Genomic DNA, 18,371 nt, shown 5'->3' with positions numbered 1-18,371 from the left:
AAATACCCCGGCAGAGCCGTCATTTCGAGCATGTACGTCAACATCGCGCACGCACTTCGGAGGAGAAGGTCCCTCGATTCGGTGACTAAATGTCGCCAAATCATCACTACTCGCTACCATCGCCCCGTGAACTCCGCAGCCCGCCGTATCGGCCGAACCCTCGCCCTTGTCCTTCCCGTCGTGCTCGTCCTGTCCGGGACGCTCGCGGTCACCCGCGTCCCGTGGGCATCGCCGGCTACGGACTCGAAGATGCTGACCGCGTCCTCCGAGAACGCCTCCACCAAGGCGGGCTCCCGGGCGCCGCAGGACGTGCTCCGCGACCGGCTCCTGGTGGAACTCCAGGAGAAGAACCCCGGTGTCGCGCTGACCCACCTCCAGGAGGAGACCACCAAGCGCCCCTCCCTGGCCAAGCACTGCGTGGCCATCGCGCGCGCCCTCGGCCGTGCCGCGGTCGCCAAGTACGGCGGTGCCGCGCACCGTGCGCAGGCCTGGTCCCGGCCGGTCTGTGACACCTCGTTCGCCACCGGCGTCGCCTCTGTCCAGTGAGCCCGGCTCGCACCGCATAGGGTGCGATCCATGACAGCACCGTGCCCGCACCCCACGCAGGCCGTGATCCTGGCCGGAGGCCAGGGTTCGCGACTCCGCCCGTACACCGACGACCGTCCCAAGCCGATGGTCGAGATTCCCGGAACCGGAACCCCGATCATCGGCCACCAGCTCGCCTGGCTGGCCGCCGAGGGCGTCACGGACGCGGTCGTCTCCTGCGGTCACCTCGCCGAGGTGCTCCAGGACTGGCTGTCCCAGGCGCAACTTCCCCTGCGTGTCACCACCGTTGTCGAGACCGAACCCCTCGGTCGCGGTGGCGGTCTCAAGTACGCCGCCGCCTCGCTGCCCCGGCCCGACGAGCCCTGGTACGCGACCAACGGTGACATCTGGACCCGCTTCTCGCTGCGCGAGATGGCGGACTTCCACCATGAGCGCGGCGCCGACGCCACGCTCGCGCTGGCCCGGCCGCGCATCCCGTGGGGCGCCGTGGAGACCGACGAGTTCGGCCACGTCCTCGACTTCATCGAGTCGCCGCCCTCCCCTTATCTGATCAACGCCGGCGTGTACGTCTTCTCCGCCGCCTTCACCGGGCTGCTGCCCGCGCGCGGGGACCACGAGCGCACGACATTCCCCCGTCTGGCCCGGGAACGGCGCCTGGCCGGCTTCCCCTGCCGCACGGCGCGTACTGGCGCGCCATCGACACGGCCAAGGACCTCACCGAAGCCGCCAAGGAGCTGCGGTCTCAGCGGGTTTGAGCAGTACCGGTGAGCTGTCTCCACGGGTGACGCGTTGGAGCTACGCATAGGGACAACGTGTTCGGGCGACGAGTACAGGTGACGCGTCCGGGCAGCGCTCATGAGAGGCGCATCCGAGAAATGCCGCATCCGGTCAGCATCCGACGCGAGGAACCGCCCCCATGGCCGATGCCATGGGGGCGGTCCGTTCGCCTGTGAGGGCCTCACGGGGCTCAAGGGGCCTTGCTGCGCCCCAGGAGCCCCTCCCCTACCCCAAGAGGCCGCCCAGCGTGCCTCCGCGCCCCCTGCCGTTACTGGAGCTGCTCGAACCGCTGTCGCTCGCGCCGCCGTTGGCGCCACCCGCGGTGCCGCCGACGGACGGTGCCTGGGGGGTCGTCGCGGGGGCCCGCGTCGGGGCGGTCTGCCGCGACGGGGTGCCGCTGGAGGAGCGGCCGGTGTCCGGTGCCGATCCGCTCACGCTGCCGGTGGCCCGGGCCGTGCCGGGAGCCGAGGCGGAGGGGGCTTCGACTTCGGGCTGCCCGCCTTGCGCGAGGCGCCCGCCGACGGCTTTCCGGAGTGCTTCGGCGACTTGCCGGGGTGGCCGGGGCCGTGCTGCGCCTTCGGGCCGCCGGGCTGTGACTGCTGCGGCAGCGGCGAGCCGGGGAGGTTGTTCGTCGCGGGCTCGCCGGGCTCCGGTACGGAGGGCACCGAGGCCGACCGTACGGCTCCGCCCAGCAGCGACCCGACCAGCAGCGTCAGCCCGGCGACCACGGCCGTCAGGACCGCGCCGCGACGCAGGACGCGGCGGCGCAGGTCCCACAGCTCGACGCGCGGGCCCAGCCGCCGCCATGCCTCGCCGGCGAGCCGGGCGTCCATCGAGTAGACCGGCGCGCCCGCGATGAGCAGCGGGCTCCAGGCGGCGAGATAGATGATGTCGGGCGCGTCGTACACGGGCACGGTGCGCCAGCTGACCGTCATCAGGAGGGCCGCGGAGAGCAGGGCGCCGAACGAGGCGGCGACCCGCTGCCACAGTCCGCACATGGTGAGCACGCCGACCACGACCTGGAGGAAAGCCACGGTCAGGCCGGCCCCCACGGGGTGCGAGAGCGCGAAGTCGCGCAGCGGGGCGACCAGCGACCAAGGGTGCAGCGACTGGAGCCACTTGACCATCGAGCCGCGTTCGCCGCCGTCGAAGTAGACAGGGTCGCAGAGCTTGCCCATGCCCGCGTACACGCTGATGAAGCCGAGAAAGACGCGCAGCGGCAGCAGGACGACGCCGAGGTTCATCCGGCGGCCGGGGTAGTACGCGTGCCGGACCGCCGGATCGCCGGCGCGCCGCCCGGCCGCGTCACCGTACCGCTCGTACGCCGCCGTCTCCTCGTCCGAGTACGGGGGTTCCTCGTCGTAGTGGTCGTAGGCGCCGGTGGTCGGGCGCACGCCCTTGAGCAGGGTGGTGTCGGCGTCCACGGGGCCGCGCTGCTGGCCGACCACGGCCGGGGCCGGACCGCCGGAACCGGTGACCGTACCCATGCCCGTACCGGTCCCCAGGCCCGTGCTCGTACCGGGCTGCTCCTCGTCGAGCCGGACCCTGGGCAGGACCTGGGTCGTGGTGCCGATCTCGTCGCTCCGGTCGGCGGTGACCGTGGTCCGGCCCGACATCCGTACGGCATGGAGAAGTTGGCTGGTGGCGGCGGTGGTGCCGCCCGGTTCGGTGCGGCCGCTCCACACCACGGGTGCGCGGCGTCTGCCGCCCGCCGGCTCCCGGACCACAGGGATGCGCGCGGTGTCGGCCATGGCGCTGCTGCTCGCGGCGGGCGCGGCGAGCTGCACGCGGAAGCTGGCGTGATTGACAATGACCTGCGCGGGATCGCACGGCACCTTGACCGAGCTCAGCACCGGCTCGTCATCGAAGCCCGGCGAGCGTCCCCCCGTAGGCGTGCGGGGTGTTCTGGTGTCCACGCTCATCTAACCGAGTGACCCGCGTTTAAGACACTGCCTTGACCGCCCCGAACTGTCCGAGACCCGTCAAGGAGACGCGCGATCACCGCCGCCCCGGCGGATGACCTCCACCGGGCCGCCCCGGCACCCTGGCGGCGCCGCTCTCCCGCGGGGCGCCGCACAGCCTTCCGGATGACATTTCGTACATCCGTACGGATGTACTGCGCCTACGGGCGCGTGGCTCCGGGGGCCAGGACGGCGGACGACGCAGGGGCGCACGCGCGGCCCGGAGATCCCGCCCGCGCGCCTTCACCACCTCGCCGTCCGGCCCCCTGCGCCGACGGAGCGGGGCTCACCCGCGCCGCCGCGCCGCCTCCCACAGCACCACGCCCGCCGCGACGCCCGCGTTCAGCGACTCCGCGCCGCCCGGCATCGGAATGCGTACGCGCACGTCGCAGGTCTCGCCGACCAGCCGCGACAGGCCCTTGCCCTCGCTGCCGACGACGATGACGACCGGGCCGTCCAGCACCTCCAGGTCCTGGAGCTCCATCTCGCCGTCCGCCGCCAGGCCCACGACGGTCATGCCCGCCTTCTGGTAACCCTCCAGGGCGCGCGTCAGGTTTGTGGCACGGGCGACCGGCGTACGGGCCGCCGTGCCCGCCGAGGTCTTCCACGCGCCGGCCGTCATACCGGCGGCGCGCCGCTCCGGCACGACCACGCCGTGCCCGCCGAACGCGGCCACGGAGCGCACCACGGCGCCGAGGTTGCGCGGGTCGGTGACGCCGTCGAGCGCGACGATCAGCGGGTCCTCGCCGTCGTCGAAGGCGGCGGCCGCGAGGTCCTCGGGGTGCGCGTACTCGTACGGCGGCACCTGGAGCACCATGCCCTGGTGGTTGAGCCCGTTGGTCATACGGTCGAGCTCGGGGCGCGGCGCCTCCATCAGGTTGATGTTGCCGCGGTCGGCGGCGAGCTGCAGCGCCTCGCGCACCCGCTCGTCGTTCTCGATGAACTGCTGCACGTACAGCGTCGTCGCGGGCACGCCGTCGCGCAGCGCCTCGAAGACCGGGTTACGGCCGACGACCAGCTCCGAGGTGCCCTTGGCGCCGCCGCGCCGCGGGGCCGGGCGCCGGTTGGCCGCCTGCTTGGCCTGGGCGTTGGCGATGCGGTTCTTCACATGCCCCTTGCGCGCGGACGCGGGCGGGGTCGGGCCCTTGCCTTCCAGGCCCCGGCGCCGCTGGCCACCGCTGCCGACCTGCATACCCTTCTTGTTGGACGTGCGGCGGTTCCTGCGCTGGCTGTTGCCGGCCATGGGTCACCTGTCTCTTCACTGCTCTCGACGTCTCGCGACGTGGAGTGGATTCGTACGTACGGATGTGTGTCTGCTGTGTGTCTGCAAGAAGTGTCGCCCGGAGACGACCGGTACGGCCAACCGGGACCCGGCGGGGCGGGTCCCGCTGATGCCGACGCCCGGCGGGACGGGGACTCGCTGATACCGGCGCCCGGCGGCGCGGAAGCCCGCAGGCCGGGTACCGGCGGCCGGGCTCCGGCCGGTCGAGAACCGGCCGGCCGATCAAGATCCGACAGGCCGAGGCCCCACCGGCCCTGCCGACCCGCCCGACCCCGCCGGCCCCGGCGCGCCGCTACCGCTCAGGACAGCGACCACCGCGGTCCCGACGGTGTGTCCTCGATGGCCAGGCCGGACTGCTGGAGCTCGTCGCGGATGGCGTCGGCGGTCGCGTAGTCCTTGCGGCCACGGGCCGCCTGGCGCTGTTCCAGGACCAGCCGGACCAGCGAGTCCACGACGCCGTGCAGGTCCTCGCCGCGGCCCGTGCCGCCGCCCGACCACTGCTCGTCCAGCGGGTCCAGGCCCAGCACGCCGAGCATGGCGCGGACCTCGGCCAGGCGGGCGACGGCCGATTCCTTGTCGTCGGCCGTCAGCGCGGAGTTGCCCTGGCGCACGGTGGTGTGCACGACGGCGAGCGCCTGCGGTACGCCGAGGTCGTCGTCCATCGCGTCGGCGAAGGCCGGCGGCACCTCGGCGGCGGGCTCGACGGTCCCGGCCTTCTCGACCACGCGCTGGACGAAGCCCTCGATCCGCGCGAACGCGGACTCCGCCTCGCGCAGCGCTTCCTCGCTGTACTCGATCATCGAACGGTAGTGCGGAGTGCCCAGGTAGTAGCGCAGCACGATCGGGCGCCAGCGCTTGACCATGTCCGAGACCAGCACCGAGTTGTCCAGCGACTTGGACATCTTCTCGCCGCTCATGGTCACCCAGGCGTTGTGGCACCAGTACGCGGCGAAGTCGTCGCCGTACGCCTTGGCCTGCGCGATCTCGTTGTCGTGGTGCGGGAAGACCAGGTCGATGCCGCCGCCGTGGATGTCGAAGGCGCTGCCCAGGTACTTGTGCGCCATCGCCGAGCACTCCAGGTGCCAGCCGGGACGGCCCCGGCCCCACGGCGTCTCCCAGCTCGGCTCACCCGGCTTGGCCGCCTTCCACATGGCGAAATCACGCGCGTCGCGCTTGCCGGTCTCGCCCTCGGCGGAGGGCTGGAGCAGGTTGTCCAGCTCGTGCTTGGACAGCTCCAGGTAGCCCGGGAAGGAGCGCACGTCGAAGTAGACGTTGCCGTCCGCGGCATAGGCGTGGCCGCGGTCGATCAGGCCCCGCATCATTTCGATCATCTCGGGGATGTGACCGGTGGCGCGCGGCTCGTAGGTGGGACGCAGGCAGCCGAGCGTGTCGTAGGCCGTGTTGAACGCGACCTCGTTCTCGTAGCCGATGGCCCACCACGGACGCCCCTGACCGGCCGCCTTCGTGATGATCTTGTCGTCGATGTCCGTCACGTTCCGGATGAACGTGACGTCGTAGCCGCGGTGCACGAACCAGCGGCGCATGATGTCGAAGTTCAGTCCCGACCGGATGTGCCCGATGTGCGGGGCGGCCTGTACGGTCGCACCGCACAGGTAGATCGAGACACAGCCCGGCGTGAGCGGGGTGAAATCGCGAGTCTGCCGGGCGCTGGTGTCGTACAGCCGAATAGTCACGCGTCAAGGGTAGTCCGAACCGGACAGTGCCCTGCGACCCCCGGGGCCACGGACACAGAAGCGTGACATTTCACCGCGAGCGACCGCGGCGCGGTATGGATGCTCCGGCCATGTCCCCTCCAGTCGCTTCGATCCAGTTGCTACGAGCCAGCTGCTGCGGACGCCGCTGTCACCCGTACAACTCGCTTACGCGCCACGGAGTTCCCGCACCGCACGGCACCAGCAACGAACCGTCGGCCGCCTCACCAGCCACCGGCCACCGCTCGATCGGGGCACCGGGCTCCCGGGTCACCCGACTGCCGATTTCCCGGCCCTCCCCCGCTCCCCACCGACTCCCCCTGCCCCCGGCTCCCCCTACCGCACAGGCAGCACCAACGCCGTGGCCACCGCCGCCAGCCCCTCCGCCCGGCCCGTCAGGCCCAGGCCGTCCGAGGTCGTGCCGGACACCGAGACGGGGGCGCCGGCCGCCTCCGAGAGGACCTTCTGCGCCTCGGCGCGCCGCTTGCCGACCTTCGGGCGTACGCCGATGACCTGCACCGCGATGTTGCCGACCAGGAAGCCTTCGGCCCGTACGATGCCGGCCGCCTCGGACAGCAGGGTCACGCCGGACGCGCCGGAGTACTCCGGGCGGCTCGTGCCGAAGTGCGCTCCGAGGTCGCCGAGCCCGGCGGCCGAGAAGAGCGCGTCGCAGGCGGCGTGCGCGACGACGTCGCCGTCACTGTGCCCGGCGAGCCCGTATCCGTCGCTCGCCGCGTCGTCCCAGAGCAGGCCGGCCACCCACAGTTCGCGCCCCTTCTCGAAGGCGTGCACGTCGGTGCCGATGCCCACCAGCGGCATCATCTGCGGCTGCGCGTCATACATAACCATCGGTGGCCCTCCTACGGGCGAGTACGGCCTCGGCGAGGATCAGATCCAGCGGCCGGGTCACCTTGAACGCTTCCTCGTGGCCCGGCACCACCACGACGGGGACGCCGAGCTGCTCGACCATTCCGGCGTCGTCGGTCGCGCCGTCCCCCTGGAGGACGACGGTCTCGTGCGCCTTGACGAGGGTCGCCCGGTCGAAGCCTTGCGGGGTCTGCACGGCGCGCAGCAGGGCCCGCTCCGGCGTGCCCACCACGGGCTCCGGCTCGCCGGCCTGCCCGCCGGTGCGCGGTTCGACCTGCTTGACGGTGTCCGCGAGCGGCAGCGCCGGCACCACGGCCGGGGCGCCGTCCCGTACGGCGGCGACCACCGAGTCGACCGTTTCGGCGGGGACCAGGGGCCGGGCGGCGTCGTGCACCAGCACGACGTCGATGGCCTCGGGCAGGGCGTCCAGGCCGCGCCGGACGGACTCCTGCCGGGTCCCGCCGCCGGGGACGACCAGCAGGTCGGTGCGTTCGGACAGCGGGTACTGGTCCAGCAGGTTGCGGACCTCGGTGGCGCCGTCCGGCGGGGCGACGACCACGACGACGGAGACGGCACGGGAGGCGGCCATCGCGCGTACGGCGTGGACGAGCATGGGCGTACCGCCGAGCGCACGGAGCGCCTTGGGGGCGCCCGGTCCCAGCCGTACGCCGCGTCCGGCGGCCGGGATCACGGCCGCGGTACGGAGCCGGGGCGTACCGGAGGGGTTGGCGGAATCTGGGGATACGTCTGACATCGGTTGCTCCGAAACCCGGGGAGACCCCGGAATTAGCGCAGACAGGTTTGTTTCCCGAGCCGACATGGGTATGGCCGCAGTGTGCCGGGCGCGACGCCCCGATCCGGACCCTTCCGTGACACCGGTCGGGACAGCTGCCCGAGCCCGGCACGCCACAAGCGGGCGCGACGGCGGATCTTTTCGGGGACGAGCACGGGGGCGGTCACCACGGGGAACGATCACACGGTTCGGTAGTGGTGCACGGCTTCCGCAGATGCGCTTCCGTGCGTGCGGGCCCAGGGAAGCGGGCGCCGTGTACGGATGCGGATACGGGTCCGCCAGTGCGGTTACGAGTACGCGGGTACGAGTACGGGTATGCCGCCGCAGATATGCCGCAGCGCCCGGCAACTGACCGCTCCTGGCCGGAGTCGGCCGCCACTCGGGCGCCGCGGCATTCGCGCGTCGTCAGGACGCGAGGACCTCGTCCAGCAGAGCCTCGGCCTTGTCCTCGTTGGTGTTCTCCGCGAGGGCGAGTTCGCTCACCAGGATCTGGCGTGCCTTGGCGAGCATGCGCTTCTCACCGGCGGAAAGACCGCGCTCCCGCTCACGGCGCCACAGATCACGCACCACTTCGGCGACCTTGATCACGTCACCCGAAGCGAGCTTCTCCAGATTCGCCTTGTAACGACGGGACCAGTTCGTCGGCTCTTCGGCATACGGTGCGCGCAGCACCTCGAAGACCCGGTCCAGCCCGTCCTGGCCGACCACATCGCGTACGCCGACGAACTCCGCATTGTCCGCTGGCACACGAACAGTCAAGTCGCCCTGGGCGACCTTCAGCACCAAGTAGGTCTTGTCCACGCCTTTGATCTGGCGAGTTTCGATGGCCTCGATCAGCGCGGCCCCGTGATGGGGATAGACCACGGTGTCGCCAACCTTGAACGTCATGTGACAGGTACCCCTTCCGTGGCTATCCATGCTAACACGGGAACGGGCCGTTCTGAATGGCGTTTTCGCAGGTCAGGGCATATCTCGGGGCTTGACAACAGCGGCCGGAACGTGCTTCGACAGCCCTCCGGGTGCAGGAATTCGCAGGTCGGAGGCGCTTCGCGCGCAGCCTGAAACACCTACGTCACACACCCGGAAGGGCCCGCGACGGCACCCGTACGTCCCGTTTTGCCGGAATCCGGATGTCGCAGTTCCGCTACTCCGTTCGGTTCCGGAGGACGGGTGTCCGCCGTTTCGCGAATTGATCACCGGATGTCCACCGCGCGAACGCCGGCCGGCCGCCGTGCGCGGTCGTCGTACGTGATCAATTTCGGAGCCCGGCGCATTCCCTGCGAATGCCGATTTACCTGCGGAGAAACCCGCCGGGCTTCATCCGAACGACCGCTTGCCGGATATTCGGTTTTCTTCCCGGCCCGGCTCCGGATCCTGCTTCGGCCCCGGCTTCGTCCCTGCTTCGTCCCGGCTCGCGATCATTCCGTCCGGCGGGTACGAAAACGTCCGCGGCCGCGGACGATGTGCGGCAAACGGACGTACGGCGGAGGGCCACCGAGCCCGTGCGGGAACGGGCCGGAGCAGGATGTGAGGAGGGTGTGATCGTCCTGGGGGCGGGTCGGGTGCGGCGGCCCGGGGACGGCTCGGTAACCTAGCGGCGCTGACACACCCTTAGGGCGGCTTTACGCGGATGCCGGTACGGCGACCGCGCACGGCCGCCCAGCCGCCCATCCGCGACCGGGCTCGAAGTTCGGCCGCCGTAGTTCGTCCAAGGAGATGCCGCCGCCGTGAGCCGCAGCCTTCGACGCGGCGTCCTCGCCGCCACCGTTCTCACGCTCTCGATCGCCACGCTCTCCGCGTGCGGAGCCGGGAACGACGCCCAGACGCTCCAGGTCAAGCCGGACAACGCCGCCACCAGCGTCGGCGACCTCAAGATCCAGAACGCTTCCGTCGTCACCCAGCCCGAGCCGGACGCCGAGGGCCCGGCCGTGGTGACCGCGACCGTGTTCAACAACGGCAGCAAGGACCAGACGCTGGAGTCCATCAAGGTCAACGGTACGAACAAGGAAGCGAAGCTGGCGCCCGCCAAGGGCTCCGGGCCGATCGTGGTCCCGGCCGGCGGCTCGATCGTGATCGGCGGCAAGGACAACGCCTCCGCCGTACTGGACAGCGGCCGCACGTCCGTCAAGAACGGCGACGCGCAGTCCGTGACCTTCGACTTCAGCACCGCGGGGAAGGTCACCCTGCGCGCGTTCGTCGTCCCGGCCAAGAGCTACTTCAAGGACTTCGGCCCGAGCGAGGTCCCGTCGCCGTCCGGCTCGGCCCGCCCGTCCGGCAGCCCCTCCGCGTCCGGCAGCCCGTCGGGGAAGGCCACGCCCAGCGGCGCGGCCGGCGCCAACGGTGACGCCGGAGCCGGGGACAACGCGTCGCCGAACAACGGCACGCCGCAGTCGCCCGAGGCCGGCCGCTGACGCACGTAACAACGCCGCATCGCCGCCGCGGGTGCCGCCGGTACCCGTAGCGGCGATGCCGCCCCGTACGAGCACGAGCGCCGTGCGGACCGGATCTCTCCGGCCCGCACGGCGCTCGCGTATGCCGTACGGCGCAGCACCTGGCCGCGCCGTACCGCGCCGTAGGCGCCTCAGAAGCCCGGCACCCTCCGACGCCCAGCCCCTCAATCACCCGGCACCTCAACCACCCGGCCCCTCAGACACCCGAAGCCTCTGACCTCTGACGCCCGAGACCTCTGACCTCTGCCCTCCGACGCCCGATGCCTCTTACGGCTCGAACTTGTAGCCCAGCCCCCGGACCGTGACCAGGTACCGCGGCGCGCCCGGATCCGGTTCGATCTTGGCGCGCAGGCGCTTCACGTGGACGTCCAGCGTCTTGGTGTCCCCCACGTAGTCGGCGCCCCAGACGCGGTCGATCAGCTGCATACGGGTCAGCACCCGGCCCGCGTTGCGCAGCAGCATCTCCAGGAGGTCGAACTCCTTCAGCGGCAGGTCGACCTTGCCGCCGGAGACCGTGACGACGTGCCGGTCCACGTCCATCCGGACCGGCCCGGCCTCCAGGGCCTGCGGCGTGACCTCCTCTGGCTCCCCGCGGCGGCGCAGCACCGCGCGGATCCGGGCGACCAGCTCACGGGAGGAGAAAGGCTTGGTGACGTAGTCGTCGGCCCCTATTTCCAGGCCGACCACCTTGTCGATCTCACTGTCCTTGGCGGTCACCATGATGACCGGGACGTTGGAGCGGCCGCGCAGCTGACGGCAGACCTCGGTGCCGGGCAGGCCCGGCAGCATCAGATCCAGCAGGACCAGGTCGGCGCCGTTGCGCTCGAACTCGTCCAGGCCGTCGGGGCCGGTCGCCGCGACGGCGACCTCGAAGCCCTCCTTGCGGAGCATGTACGACAGGGCGTCACTGAACGATTCCTCGTCCTCGACGACGAGCACTCGGGTCACGGAAGGACCTCCGGGGCAGGATGAGCAGGGAGCGGATCGTTGAAGGTCTCGTACGGGCGGTCCTCGTCGTCGAGGCCCTCCGCCGACGGGTCGGAGGCGCTGCGTGCGCGATCGCGCACGGCACCGGCCTCCGGGAGACGCAGGGTGAAGGTGGAGCCCTGTCCCTCAGCGCTCCACACCGTGACCTCCCCGCCGTGCGAGGCGGCCACGTGTTTGACGATGGCGAGGCCGAGGCCGGTCCCGCCGGTGGCGCGCGAGCGCGCCGGGTCCACGCGGTAGAACCGCTCGAAGACGCGGTCCCGGTCCTTCTCCGATATCCCGATGCCCTGGTCGGTCACCGCGATCTCGACAAGGTCGCCGCCGTGTGCCTGGACACGGCGGCCCGCGATACCGACCCGGGTACGGGCCGGTGAGTAGTTGACGGCGTTCTCGACGAGGTTGCCGAGGGCGGCGGCGAGCTGGCCGCGGTTGCCCCAGACGTGCAGGTCGGCGGTGCCGGCGGCGGCCATGGTGATCTGTTTGCTGCCGGCCTGCTGGCGGCAGCGGTCGATCGCCTCCGCGACCAGCTCGTCCACCCGGACCGGCTCGGCGTCCTCCAGCGGGTCGTCGTTCTGCACCCGGGAGAGGTCGATCAGTTCCTGGACGAGGTTGGTCAGCCGGGTGGCCTCGTTCTGCATCCGTCCCGCGAACCGCTCGACGGCCTCCGGGTCGTCACTCGCGTCCATGACGGCCTCGGACAGCAGGGACAGGGCGCCGACCGGGGTCTTGAGCTCATGGCTGACGTTGGCGACGAAGTCGCGCCGTACCGCCTCTATGCGCCGGGCCTCGGTCAGGTCCTCGACCAGCAGCAGGACCAGCCGCGACCCTAGAGGCGCGACCCGCGCGGAGACCGCCAGGGCGTCGCCGCCCCGGCCCGTACCCCTGCGCGGCAGGTCCAGCTCGACCTGGCGTATCTCGCCGTCGCGGCGGGTGTCGCGGGCCATCTGGAGCATCGGCTCGACGGCCAGCTTCCCGCCGCGTACCAGCCCCAGCGCGTACGCGGCCGAGCTGGCCTTGACCACGGCGTCGGCCTCGTCCAGGACGACGGCCGAGGAACGCAGCACCGACAGGACCGTGTCCACGCCGGGGGCAGGACGGCGTCGGTGTGCAGGGAGGTACGCGTGGGTTTGGCCTGGTCCCGCTCGCTCCAGCGGAACGCCAGCATGGCGAAGACGCCGGTGCACAGTCCGGCGATCGCTGCCACTGCGGCGACGGCCGCATCCACGTTCATGACTCCAGGTTATGCGTCACCTGTGACATCTCCCCAGCCGTTCGAGGGGCTGATCGAACACACGTCGCCCAGAGTTCACCTTGGTGTCGGCGCCGGTTCATTCCGGAGGTCAGAACCGGTCGCGTTCCGGCCGGAACGTGGGAGCGTGGGGATTTCGGCCCCCACCCCGTCAAGCCGAATGGCACTTCACCACCCCGAGCGACACGTCACCACCCGAACCGAGAGAAGGTCACTGATGCGGGACGCGTACCACGAGGAGCTGGATTCGATCAGCGAGAGCCTCGTCGAGATGGCCAGGCTCGTCGGCTCCGCCATCGGGCGCGCCACCACGGCGATACTCGACGCGGACCTGAAGCTGGCCGAGGCCGTCATCGCCGCCGACGAGAAGGTCGACGATCTCCAGCGTGACCTGGAGGCCCGGGCGATAGCCCTCCTCGCCCGCCAGCAGCCGGTCGCCACCGACCTGCGGATCGTCGTCACCTCCCTGCGCATGAGCGCCGACCTGGAACGCTCCGGCGACCTGGCCCAGCACGTGGCCAAACTGGCCCGGCTGCGCTTCCCGGAGACGGCCGTACCGCGGGACCTGCACGCCACGATCCTCGAAATGGGCCAGCTCGCCCAGCGCCTGATGGCCAAGGCCGCCGAGGTCATCATCACCAAGGACGTCGACCTCGCGCTCCAACTGGAACAGGACGACGACGCGATGGACCTCCTCCACCGCGCCCTCTTCCAGCACCTGATGGACGACCGCTGGAAGCACGGCATCGAGACGGCCGTGGACGTGACACTGCTGGGCCGCTACTACGAGCGCTTCGCCGACCACGCCGTGTCGGTCGCCAAGCGCGTCGTCTACCTGGTCACCGGCGAACACGCGGACGAAATCGCCCCGCCGGCCCCGGTGGAGGGCGCGTAACAGCACCCGCCCGCGCACGGCACGGCACGCACGCCCCGCCCCAGAACCGTACGGCGTCGAGCCGTGCCACCACGCGCCGTTGATGCGCCTCACCGAACGGGCATCCAATGGACACCGAATGGACGACCTCTCCCCGAGGAGGCAAGTCATGACGCGTTCCCCTGCCCCCAACCCGGCCCCCGGCAACTGCGCCTGCGGCCCCGGCTGCTCCTGCGGCTGCCAGTCCGGCGGCCCCTGCCAGTGCGGGGGCGGCTGCGGCTGATTCTCGACCGCGGCCGGCCAACCGACAGCGCTTGCGCCCAAACGTTCCGGCGGCCGCTCGGGCCGCACCCGCGACGGCAGGCATGGACTCCGCTCGGCATGGTGCCGAGCGGAGCTTCTTTCGTACGCGCGCCAACCACCGCCGAAAGTAGGAAGGTGAGGAAACCCGCGCCCGCTGCGATCGGACCCGTTCCGGCGCCGAACGCCGAATCCCGCGAGAACCGAGAACGGGGATGCACGCACCGCACCACTTCTACGCCTCGGTGCTCCTGGCCACAGGACAGCGACAAGCCCCCTACCAGCAGAGAAACCGCAGGCAGGGGCTCGAAAGCGGTGGGCTTACTTCTTCTTGCCCTGGTTCTTGACGGCCTCGATGGCGGCCTTGGCGGCGTCCGGGTCGAGGTAGGTGCCGCCCGGGATGACCGGGTGGAAGTCGGCGTCGAGTTCGTAGGAGAGGGGGATGCCGGTGGGGATGTTCAGGCCGGCGATGTCGGCGTCGGAGATGCCGTCGAGGTGCTTGACCAGGGCGCGGAGCGAGTTGCCGTGGGCGGCGACCAGGACGGTGCGGCCGGTGGCCAGGTCCGGGACGATGCTGTCGTACCAGTACGGCAGCATGCGGACGACGACGTCCTTGAGGCACTCGGTGCGGGGGCGCAGGTCGCTGGGGATGATCGCGTAGCGCGGGTCGTCGATCTGGGAGAACTCGGCGTCGTCGGCGAGGGCCGGCGGCGGGGTGTCGTACGAGCGGCGCCAGAGCATGAACTGCTCCTCGCCGAACTCGGCCAGGGTCTGGGCCTTGTCCTTGCCCTGGAGCGCTCCGTAGTGGCGCTCGTTCAGGCGCCAGCTGCGGTGGACCGGGATCCAGTGGCGGTCGGCGGCCTCCAGGGCCAGCTGCGCGGTGCGGATGGCGCGCTTCTGGACGGAGGTGTGTACGACGTCGGGGAGCAGGCCGGCGTCCTTGAGCAGCTCACCGCCGCGGACCGCCTCCTTCTCGCCCTTCTCGTTCAGGTTGACGTCCACCCAGCCGGTGAACAGGTTCTTCGCGTTCCACTCGCTCTCGCCGTGGCGAAGGAGGATCAGCTTGTACGGTGCGTCGGCCATGTCTTCGAGCGTAATCCACATTCGGCCATGGGCTCGCCGCGGCCCGCGTTGAGGGGGTGGAGGGGAGGGAGCGGGGTGGCGTAGGGGGCGGGTGGCTTCGTGGGGGCCGGGGTGGCGATGGGGGTGGTGGCACGATCGCGCGGCGCGTGCGGGTTCGGGAGGGTGGTCGGAGGCCGACCGTGGGGGAACGGGCGGCTCTGCGAGTGACGGATCCGAACGGGGAGTGACGGGATGGCGACGACGTACACGCGGCGTGCTTGTGTGATGGCGGGAGTGGGGGCGGGGGTGGGGGCCGTTTCAGCTCTGGCCTTCCTCGCGCCGACGGGCGGCGGGAGTGAGGTTGTGGCGAGTGCTGGGGACGCTCGGGGTGGGGTGCCGGTCCGTATGACGTTGCCCGCGCCTGCCGGGCCGTACGGGGTGGGGATCGCGTCCCTCCGCCTGGTGGACGGCGGACGCCGTGATCCCTGGGTGGCGGAGCAGGCGCAGCGGGAGCTGATGGTGAGTGTCCGCTACCCGGCTCGGGCGGTGGGCGGGCATCCGCGTGCGCCGCAGATGCTGCCCGGGGAGGCGGCTGCCTTCGAGGCCTGGAGCAACTTCTCGGCGGACATTCCGAAGGGCACGGCCGACTGGGCCGCCACCCGTACGCATGCGCATCTGGACGCGCCGGTCGCGCCGCACGGTGGGCGGGGCTTCCCGGTGGTGCTCTACTCGCCCGGCGCGGCGGACCCGCGCTCGCTCGGGAGCATGCTCTGTGACGAGCTGGCGTCCCGGGGGTACGTCGTCGTGAGCATCGACCATACGTATGAGGCGCCCGGGGTGCAGTTCCCGGACGGGCGGGTGGCGTACAGCCGGATGCGGGAAGAGGCCGGCAAGGTGCGGGGGCCGGAGCAGATGACCGCGTTGTTGAAGAAACTGACGGCGGTGCGGGTGGCCGATACGCGGTTCGTGCTGGACGAGTTGGGGCGGTCGGTGGTGCTGCCGCGGATGTTGAGAGGGGTGCTGGATCTGCGGGCGGTCGGGATGTTCGGTCAGTCCGGTGGCGGGTTCACGGCTGCGCAGGCGATGCATGACGACCGCCGGATCAGGGCCGCGGTGAATCTGGACGGCGTGATGGGTTACACCCAGCGGGACGATGATCCGTCCCATCCGTCCACGGTCGGTACGGACGGGTTGGACCGTCCACTGCTCCTCATGGGCAAGGAGGGCGACGATCACCACACGGTCGCGTCCTGGAAGGCGGTGTGGGAGAACAGTTCGGGGTGGCACCGGGACCTCACCCTGGTCGGTGCCGCGCATGCGAGTTTCACGGATGCGCAGTGTTTGGTGCCGCAGTTGGCCCAGAAGGGCGGGGGTGGGGGTGGGCTGCCGCGGGCTGTGGTCGAGAAGTTGGTGGGTACGGTCGCGCCGAAACGGTCGGTGGCGGCGCAACGGGCTTATGTGACGGCGTTCTTCGACCGGTGGCTGCGGGGGCGGGAGGAGGACAGTGGGTTGCTGGACGGGCCGTCGGGCCGCTTCCCGGAGGTGCGGTTCGTACGGTGACCGGGGGCGGAGGCGTTACGCCGGCGGGCGCTGGGTCAGGTGGCTGAAGGCTTCGAGGTTGCGGGTGGACTCCCCCGCGCGACCCGCCACTCGTACTCCTTGCGGATGGCGGAGGCGAAGCCCATCTCCAGGAGGGTGTTGAAGCTGCCGTCGGCGTTCTCCAGGACCGTGCCGAGGATGCGGTCGATTTCGTCGGGGGTGACAGCTGCGAGGGGGAGCTTGCCGACGAGGTAGATGTCGCCGAGCTTGTCGATCGCGTAACTCACGCCGTACAGACGGGTGTTGCGCTCCAGGAGCCAGCGGTGCACGGCTTCGTGGTTCTCGTCCGGGTGACGGACGACGAAGGCGTTGATGGACAGGGAGTGCTTGCCGACGATCAGGGAGCAGGTCGTGGAGAGCTTGCGGGTGCCGGGCAGGGTCACCACGTACGTGCCGTCGGTGGGCGATTCCCACGTCAGGCCGGCCTCGTCGAGGGCCGCCTCGATCACCTGTCGTGCCGCGTCGTCAGCCATGGGGTGATCGTAGGTGACGGCGTCGTTCCTGCATCGCGGCGGTGTACACCTCGGCGGTCGCGGCGGCGGCGGTGTCCCAGCCGAAGGACCGGGCGTGCCGGGCGGCGGCCCCGCCCATCCGGCCGGCCAGCGAGGTGTCGCGGGCGAAGCGGCCGAGGGCGCGGGCGTAGTCGGCCGGGTCGTGGCCGGATATGAGGAAGCCGCTGACGCCGTCGTGCACGGCCACCGGCAGGCCGCCGACGGCGGCGGCGATCACCGGGGTGCCGCAGGCCTGCGCCTCGATGGCGACCAGGCCGAAGGATTCGCTGTAGGACGGCATGACCAGGACGGAGGCGGCGCGGTACCAGTCGGCGAGCTGTTCCTGGCCGACCGGCGGGCGGAAGCGGACGACGTCGGCGATGCCCAGGCGGGCGGCCAGCTTCTGCAGCCCTTCGGGTTTGGCCAGGCCGCTGCCGCTGGGCCCGCCGACCACCGGGACGACCAGGCGCGAGCGCAGGGACGGGTCCTCGTCGAGCAGGACGGCGACGGCGCGCAGCAGGATGTCGGGGGCCTTGAGCGGCTGGATGCGGCCGGCGAAGAGGGGGATCAGGGCGTCCTGGGGGAGGCCGAGGCGGGCGCGGGCGGCCGCGCGGGAGGTGGCGGTGTCGGACATGTCCTCGCCGGTCCCCGGGGCGGCCGGTCCCGTGGGGCGGAATCGGTCCAGGTTGACGCCCGGGTGCACCACGGCGACCTTGTCCGGCCCGGCCTCGTAGTGCCGCATCAGCTCGGCGGCTTCCTCGTCCGTGTTGGCGATCAGCCGGTCGGCGGCGCGCACGATCTGCGTCTCGCCGATGACGCGCGCGGCGGGTTCGGGGTGTCGCCCGCGGCGAGGGCGGCGTTCTTGACCTTGGCCATGGTGTGCATGGCGTGGACGAGCGGGACGCCCCAGCGCTCGGCGGCGAGCCAGCCGACGTGTCCGGAGAGCCAGTAGTGGGAGTGCACCAGGTCGTAGTAGCCGGGGCGGTGGCCCGCCCACGCCTGCATCACGCCGTGGGTGAAGGCGCAGAGCTGGGCCGGCAGCTCCTCCTTGGCCAGGCCCTCGTACGGGCCCGCGTCCACGTGCCGGACGAGGACGCCGGGGGCCAGCTCGACGGCGGGCGGCAGGGTGCCGGTCGTGGCCCGGGTGAAGATCTCGACCTCGATGTTGAGGGAGGCGAGTTTCCTGGCCAGCTCGACGATGTAGACGTTCATGCCGCCGGCGTCACCGGTGCCCGGCTGGTGCAGCGGGGAGGTGTGCACGCTCAGCATGGCGACCCGGCGCGGGCGGCGGGCCGCGCCCGGCAGGCGCAGCCCTGAGCGGCCCGGGAACGGACCGTGGGAACGGCTGCGGAGCCTGGACACGTATTGGCTCACTGCGGGCTACCTCCTAGCCGGTACGGCCTGGGCCGGGGCGTGCGGCG

The 18,371-nt window shown here is 71.3% G+C and carries 11 protein-coding genes and 5 pseudogenes; 5 read left to right on the top strand and 11 right to left on the bottom strand.

Annotated elements, in window-relative coordinates; all coding sequences use genetic code 11:
• The first annotated feature begins 126 nt into the window (after positions 1–126).
• Both ACEXOX_RS27865 and ACEXOX_RS27860 read left to right on the top strand, forming a co-directional pair.
• Positions 127–546 (top strand): hypothetical protein, encoded by a 420-nt coding sequence (locus ACEXOX_RS27865; RefSeq protein WP_406523910.1) that lies wholly within the window; start codon positions 127–129, stop codon positions 544–546.
• A gap of 30 nt (positions 547–576) precedes the next feature.
• Positions 577–1,301: pseudogene (locus tag ACEXOX_RS27860) on the top strand (NDP-sugar synthase).
• 247 nt (positions 1,302–1,548) lie between these two features.
• On the opposite strand, the pseudogene ACEXOX_RS27855 reads toward ACEXOX_RS27860, so the two are convergent.
• The 6 genes and pseudogenes from ACEXOX_RS27855 to ACEXOX_RS27830 all read right to left on the bottom strand — a co-directional run bounded on the left by ACEXOX_RS27855 (position 1,549) and on the right by ACEXOX_RS27830 (position 8,826).
• A pseudogene (locus ACEXOX_RS27855) lies at positions 1,549–3,245 on the bottom strand (DoxX family membrane protein).
• Positions 3,246–3,570: 325 nt separating this feature from the next.
• Positions 3,571–4,527, bottom strand: a complete 957-nt coding sequence (rlmB, locus tag ACEXOX_RS27850) for a 23S rRNA (guanosine(2251)-2'-O)-methyltransferase RlmB (protein ID WP_030022525.1) — start codon at positions 4,525–4,527, stop codon at positions 3,571–3,573.
• 338 nt (positions 4,528–4,865) lie between these two features.
• Positions 4,866–6,260, bottom strand: a complete 1,395-nt coding sequence (gene cysS, locus ACEXOX_RS27845; protein ID WP_406523909.1) for a cysteine--tRNA ligase — start codon at positions 6,258–6,260, stop codon at positions 4,866–4,868.
• A gap of 354 nt (positions 6,261–6,614) precedes the next feature.
• Positions 6,615–7,127 (bottom strand): 2-C-methyl-D-erythritol 2,4-cyclodiphosphate synthase, encoded by a 513-nt coding sequence (gene ispF / locus ACEXOX_RS27840; RefSeq protein WP_406523908.1) that lies wholly within the window; start codon positions 7,125–7,127, stop codon positions 6,615–6,617.
• On the bottom strand, positions 7,114–7,899 hold the full coding sequence (gene ispD, locus ACEXOX_RS27835; protein WP_406523907.1) for a 2-C-methyl-D-erythritol 4-phosphate cytidylyltransferase: 786 nt from the start codon (positions 7,897–7,899) through the stop codon (positions 7,114–7,116). The genes ispF and ispD overlap by 14 nt, the downstream gene beginning before the upstream one ends.
• A gap of 444 nt (positions 7,900–8,343) precedes the next feature.
• Positions 8,344–8,826, bottom strand: coding sequence for a CarD family transcriptional regulator (locus tag ACEXOX_RS27830; RefSeq protein WP_003953493.1), 483 nt, complete (start codon positions 8,824–8,826; stop codon positions 8,344–8,346).
• An 839-nt stretch (positions 8,827–9,665) separates the two neighbouring features.
• Here ACEXOX_RS27830 and ACEXOX_RS27825 point away from each other — a divergent pair.
• Positions 9,666–10,349 (top strand): DUF461 domain-containing protein, encoded by a 684-nt coding sequence (locus ACEXOX_RS27825; protein ID WP_406523906.1) that lies wholly within the window; start codon positions 9,666–9,668, stop codon positions 10,347–10,349.
• Positions 10,350–10,655: 306 nt separating this feature from the next.
• On the opposite strand, the gene ACEXOX_RS27820 is transcribed toward ACEXOX_RS27825, so the two are convergent.
• Both ACEXOX_RS27820 and ACEXOX_RS27815 read right to left on the bottom strand, forming a co-directional pair.
• Positions 10,656–11,336: a response regulator transcription factor gene (locus tag ACEXOX_RS27820; RefSeq protein ID WP_018540121.1), complete on the bottom strand. Its 681-nt coding sequence runs from the start codon at positions 11,334–11,336 to the stop codon at positions 10,656–10,658.
• Positions 11,333–12,606 (bottom strand): annotated as a pseudogene (locus tag ACEXOX_RS27815) (sensor histidine kinase). The gene ACEXOX_RS27820 and the pseudogene ACEXOX_RS27815 overlap by 4 nt, the downstream one beginning before the upstream one ends.
• A 235-nt stretch (positions 12,607–12,841) precedes the next feature.
• Between ACEXOX_RS27815 and phoU the strand changes: the two are divergent.
• The gene (gene phoU / locus ACEXOX_RS27810) at positions 12,842–13,519 is read left to right on the top strand and encodes a phosphate signaling complex protein PhoU (protein ID WP_406523905.1); all 678 of its coding nucleotides are present in this window, start codon (positions 12,842–12,844) and stop codon (positions 13,517–13,519) included.
• A 600-nt stretch (positions 13,520–14,119) separates the two neighbouring features.
• On the opposite strand, the gene ACEXOX_RS27805 is transcribed toward phoU, so the two are convergent.
• Positions 14,120–14,881 carry a phosphoglyceromutase gene (locus ACEXOX_RS27805; protein ID WP_406523904.1) on the bottom strand — a complete coding sequence of 254 codons (762 nt, stop codon included), beginning with the start codon at positions 14,879–14,881 and terminating at the stop codon, positions 14,120–14,122.
• Between the two features lie 384 nt (positions 14,882–15,265).
• On the opposite strand from ACEXOX_RS27805, the gene ACEXOX_RS27800 reads away from it, so the two are divergent.
• Positions 15,266–16,420 (top strand): alpha/beta hydrolase family protein, encoded by a 1,155-nt coding sequence (locus tag ACEXOX_RS27800; protein WP_406523903.1) that lies wholly within the window; start codon positions 15,266–15,268, stop codon positions 16,418–16,420.
• A gap of 15 nt (positions 16,421–16,435) precedes the next feature.
• Here the strand turns inward: ACEXOX_RS27800 and ACEXOX_RS27795 are convergent.
• A pseudogene (locus tag ACEXOX_RS27795) lies at positions 16,436–16,932 on the bottom strand (YbjN domain-containing protein).
• A pseudogene (gene mshA / locus ACEXOX_RS27790) lies at positions 16,925–18,324 on the bottom strand (D-inositol-3-phosphate glycosyltransferase). The pseudogenes ACEXOX_RS27795 and mshA overlap by 8 nt, the downstream one beginning before the upstream one ends.
• Between the last annotated feature and the right edge of the window lie 47 nt (positions 18,325–18,371).

Source organism: Streptomyces sp. Ac-502 (genome assembly GCF_045222935.1).
Classification (GTDB): domain Bacteria; phylum Actinomycetota; class Actinomycetes; order Streptomycetales; family Streptomycetaceae; genus Streptomyces; species Streptomyces monomycini.
This window is presented reverse-complemented; position numbering and strand designations above follow the sequence as displayed.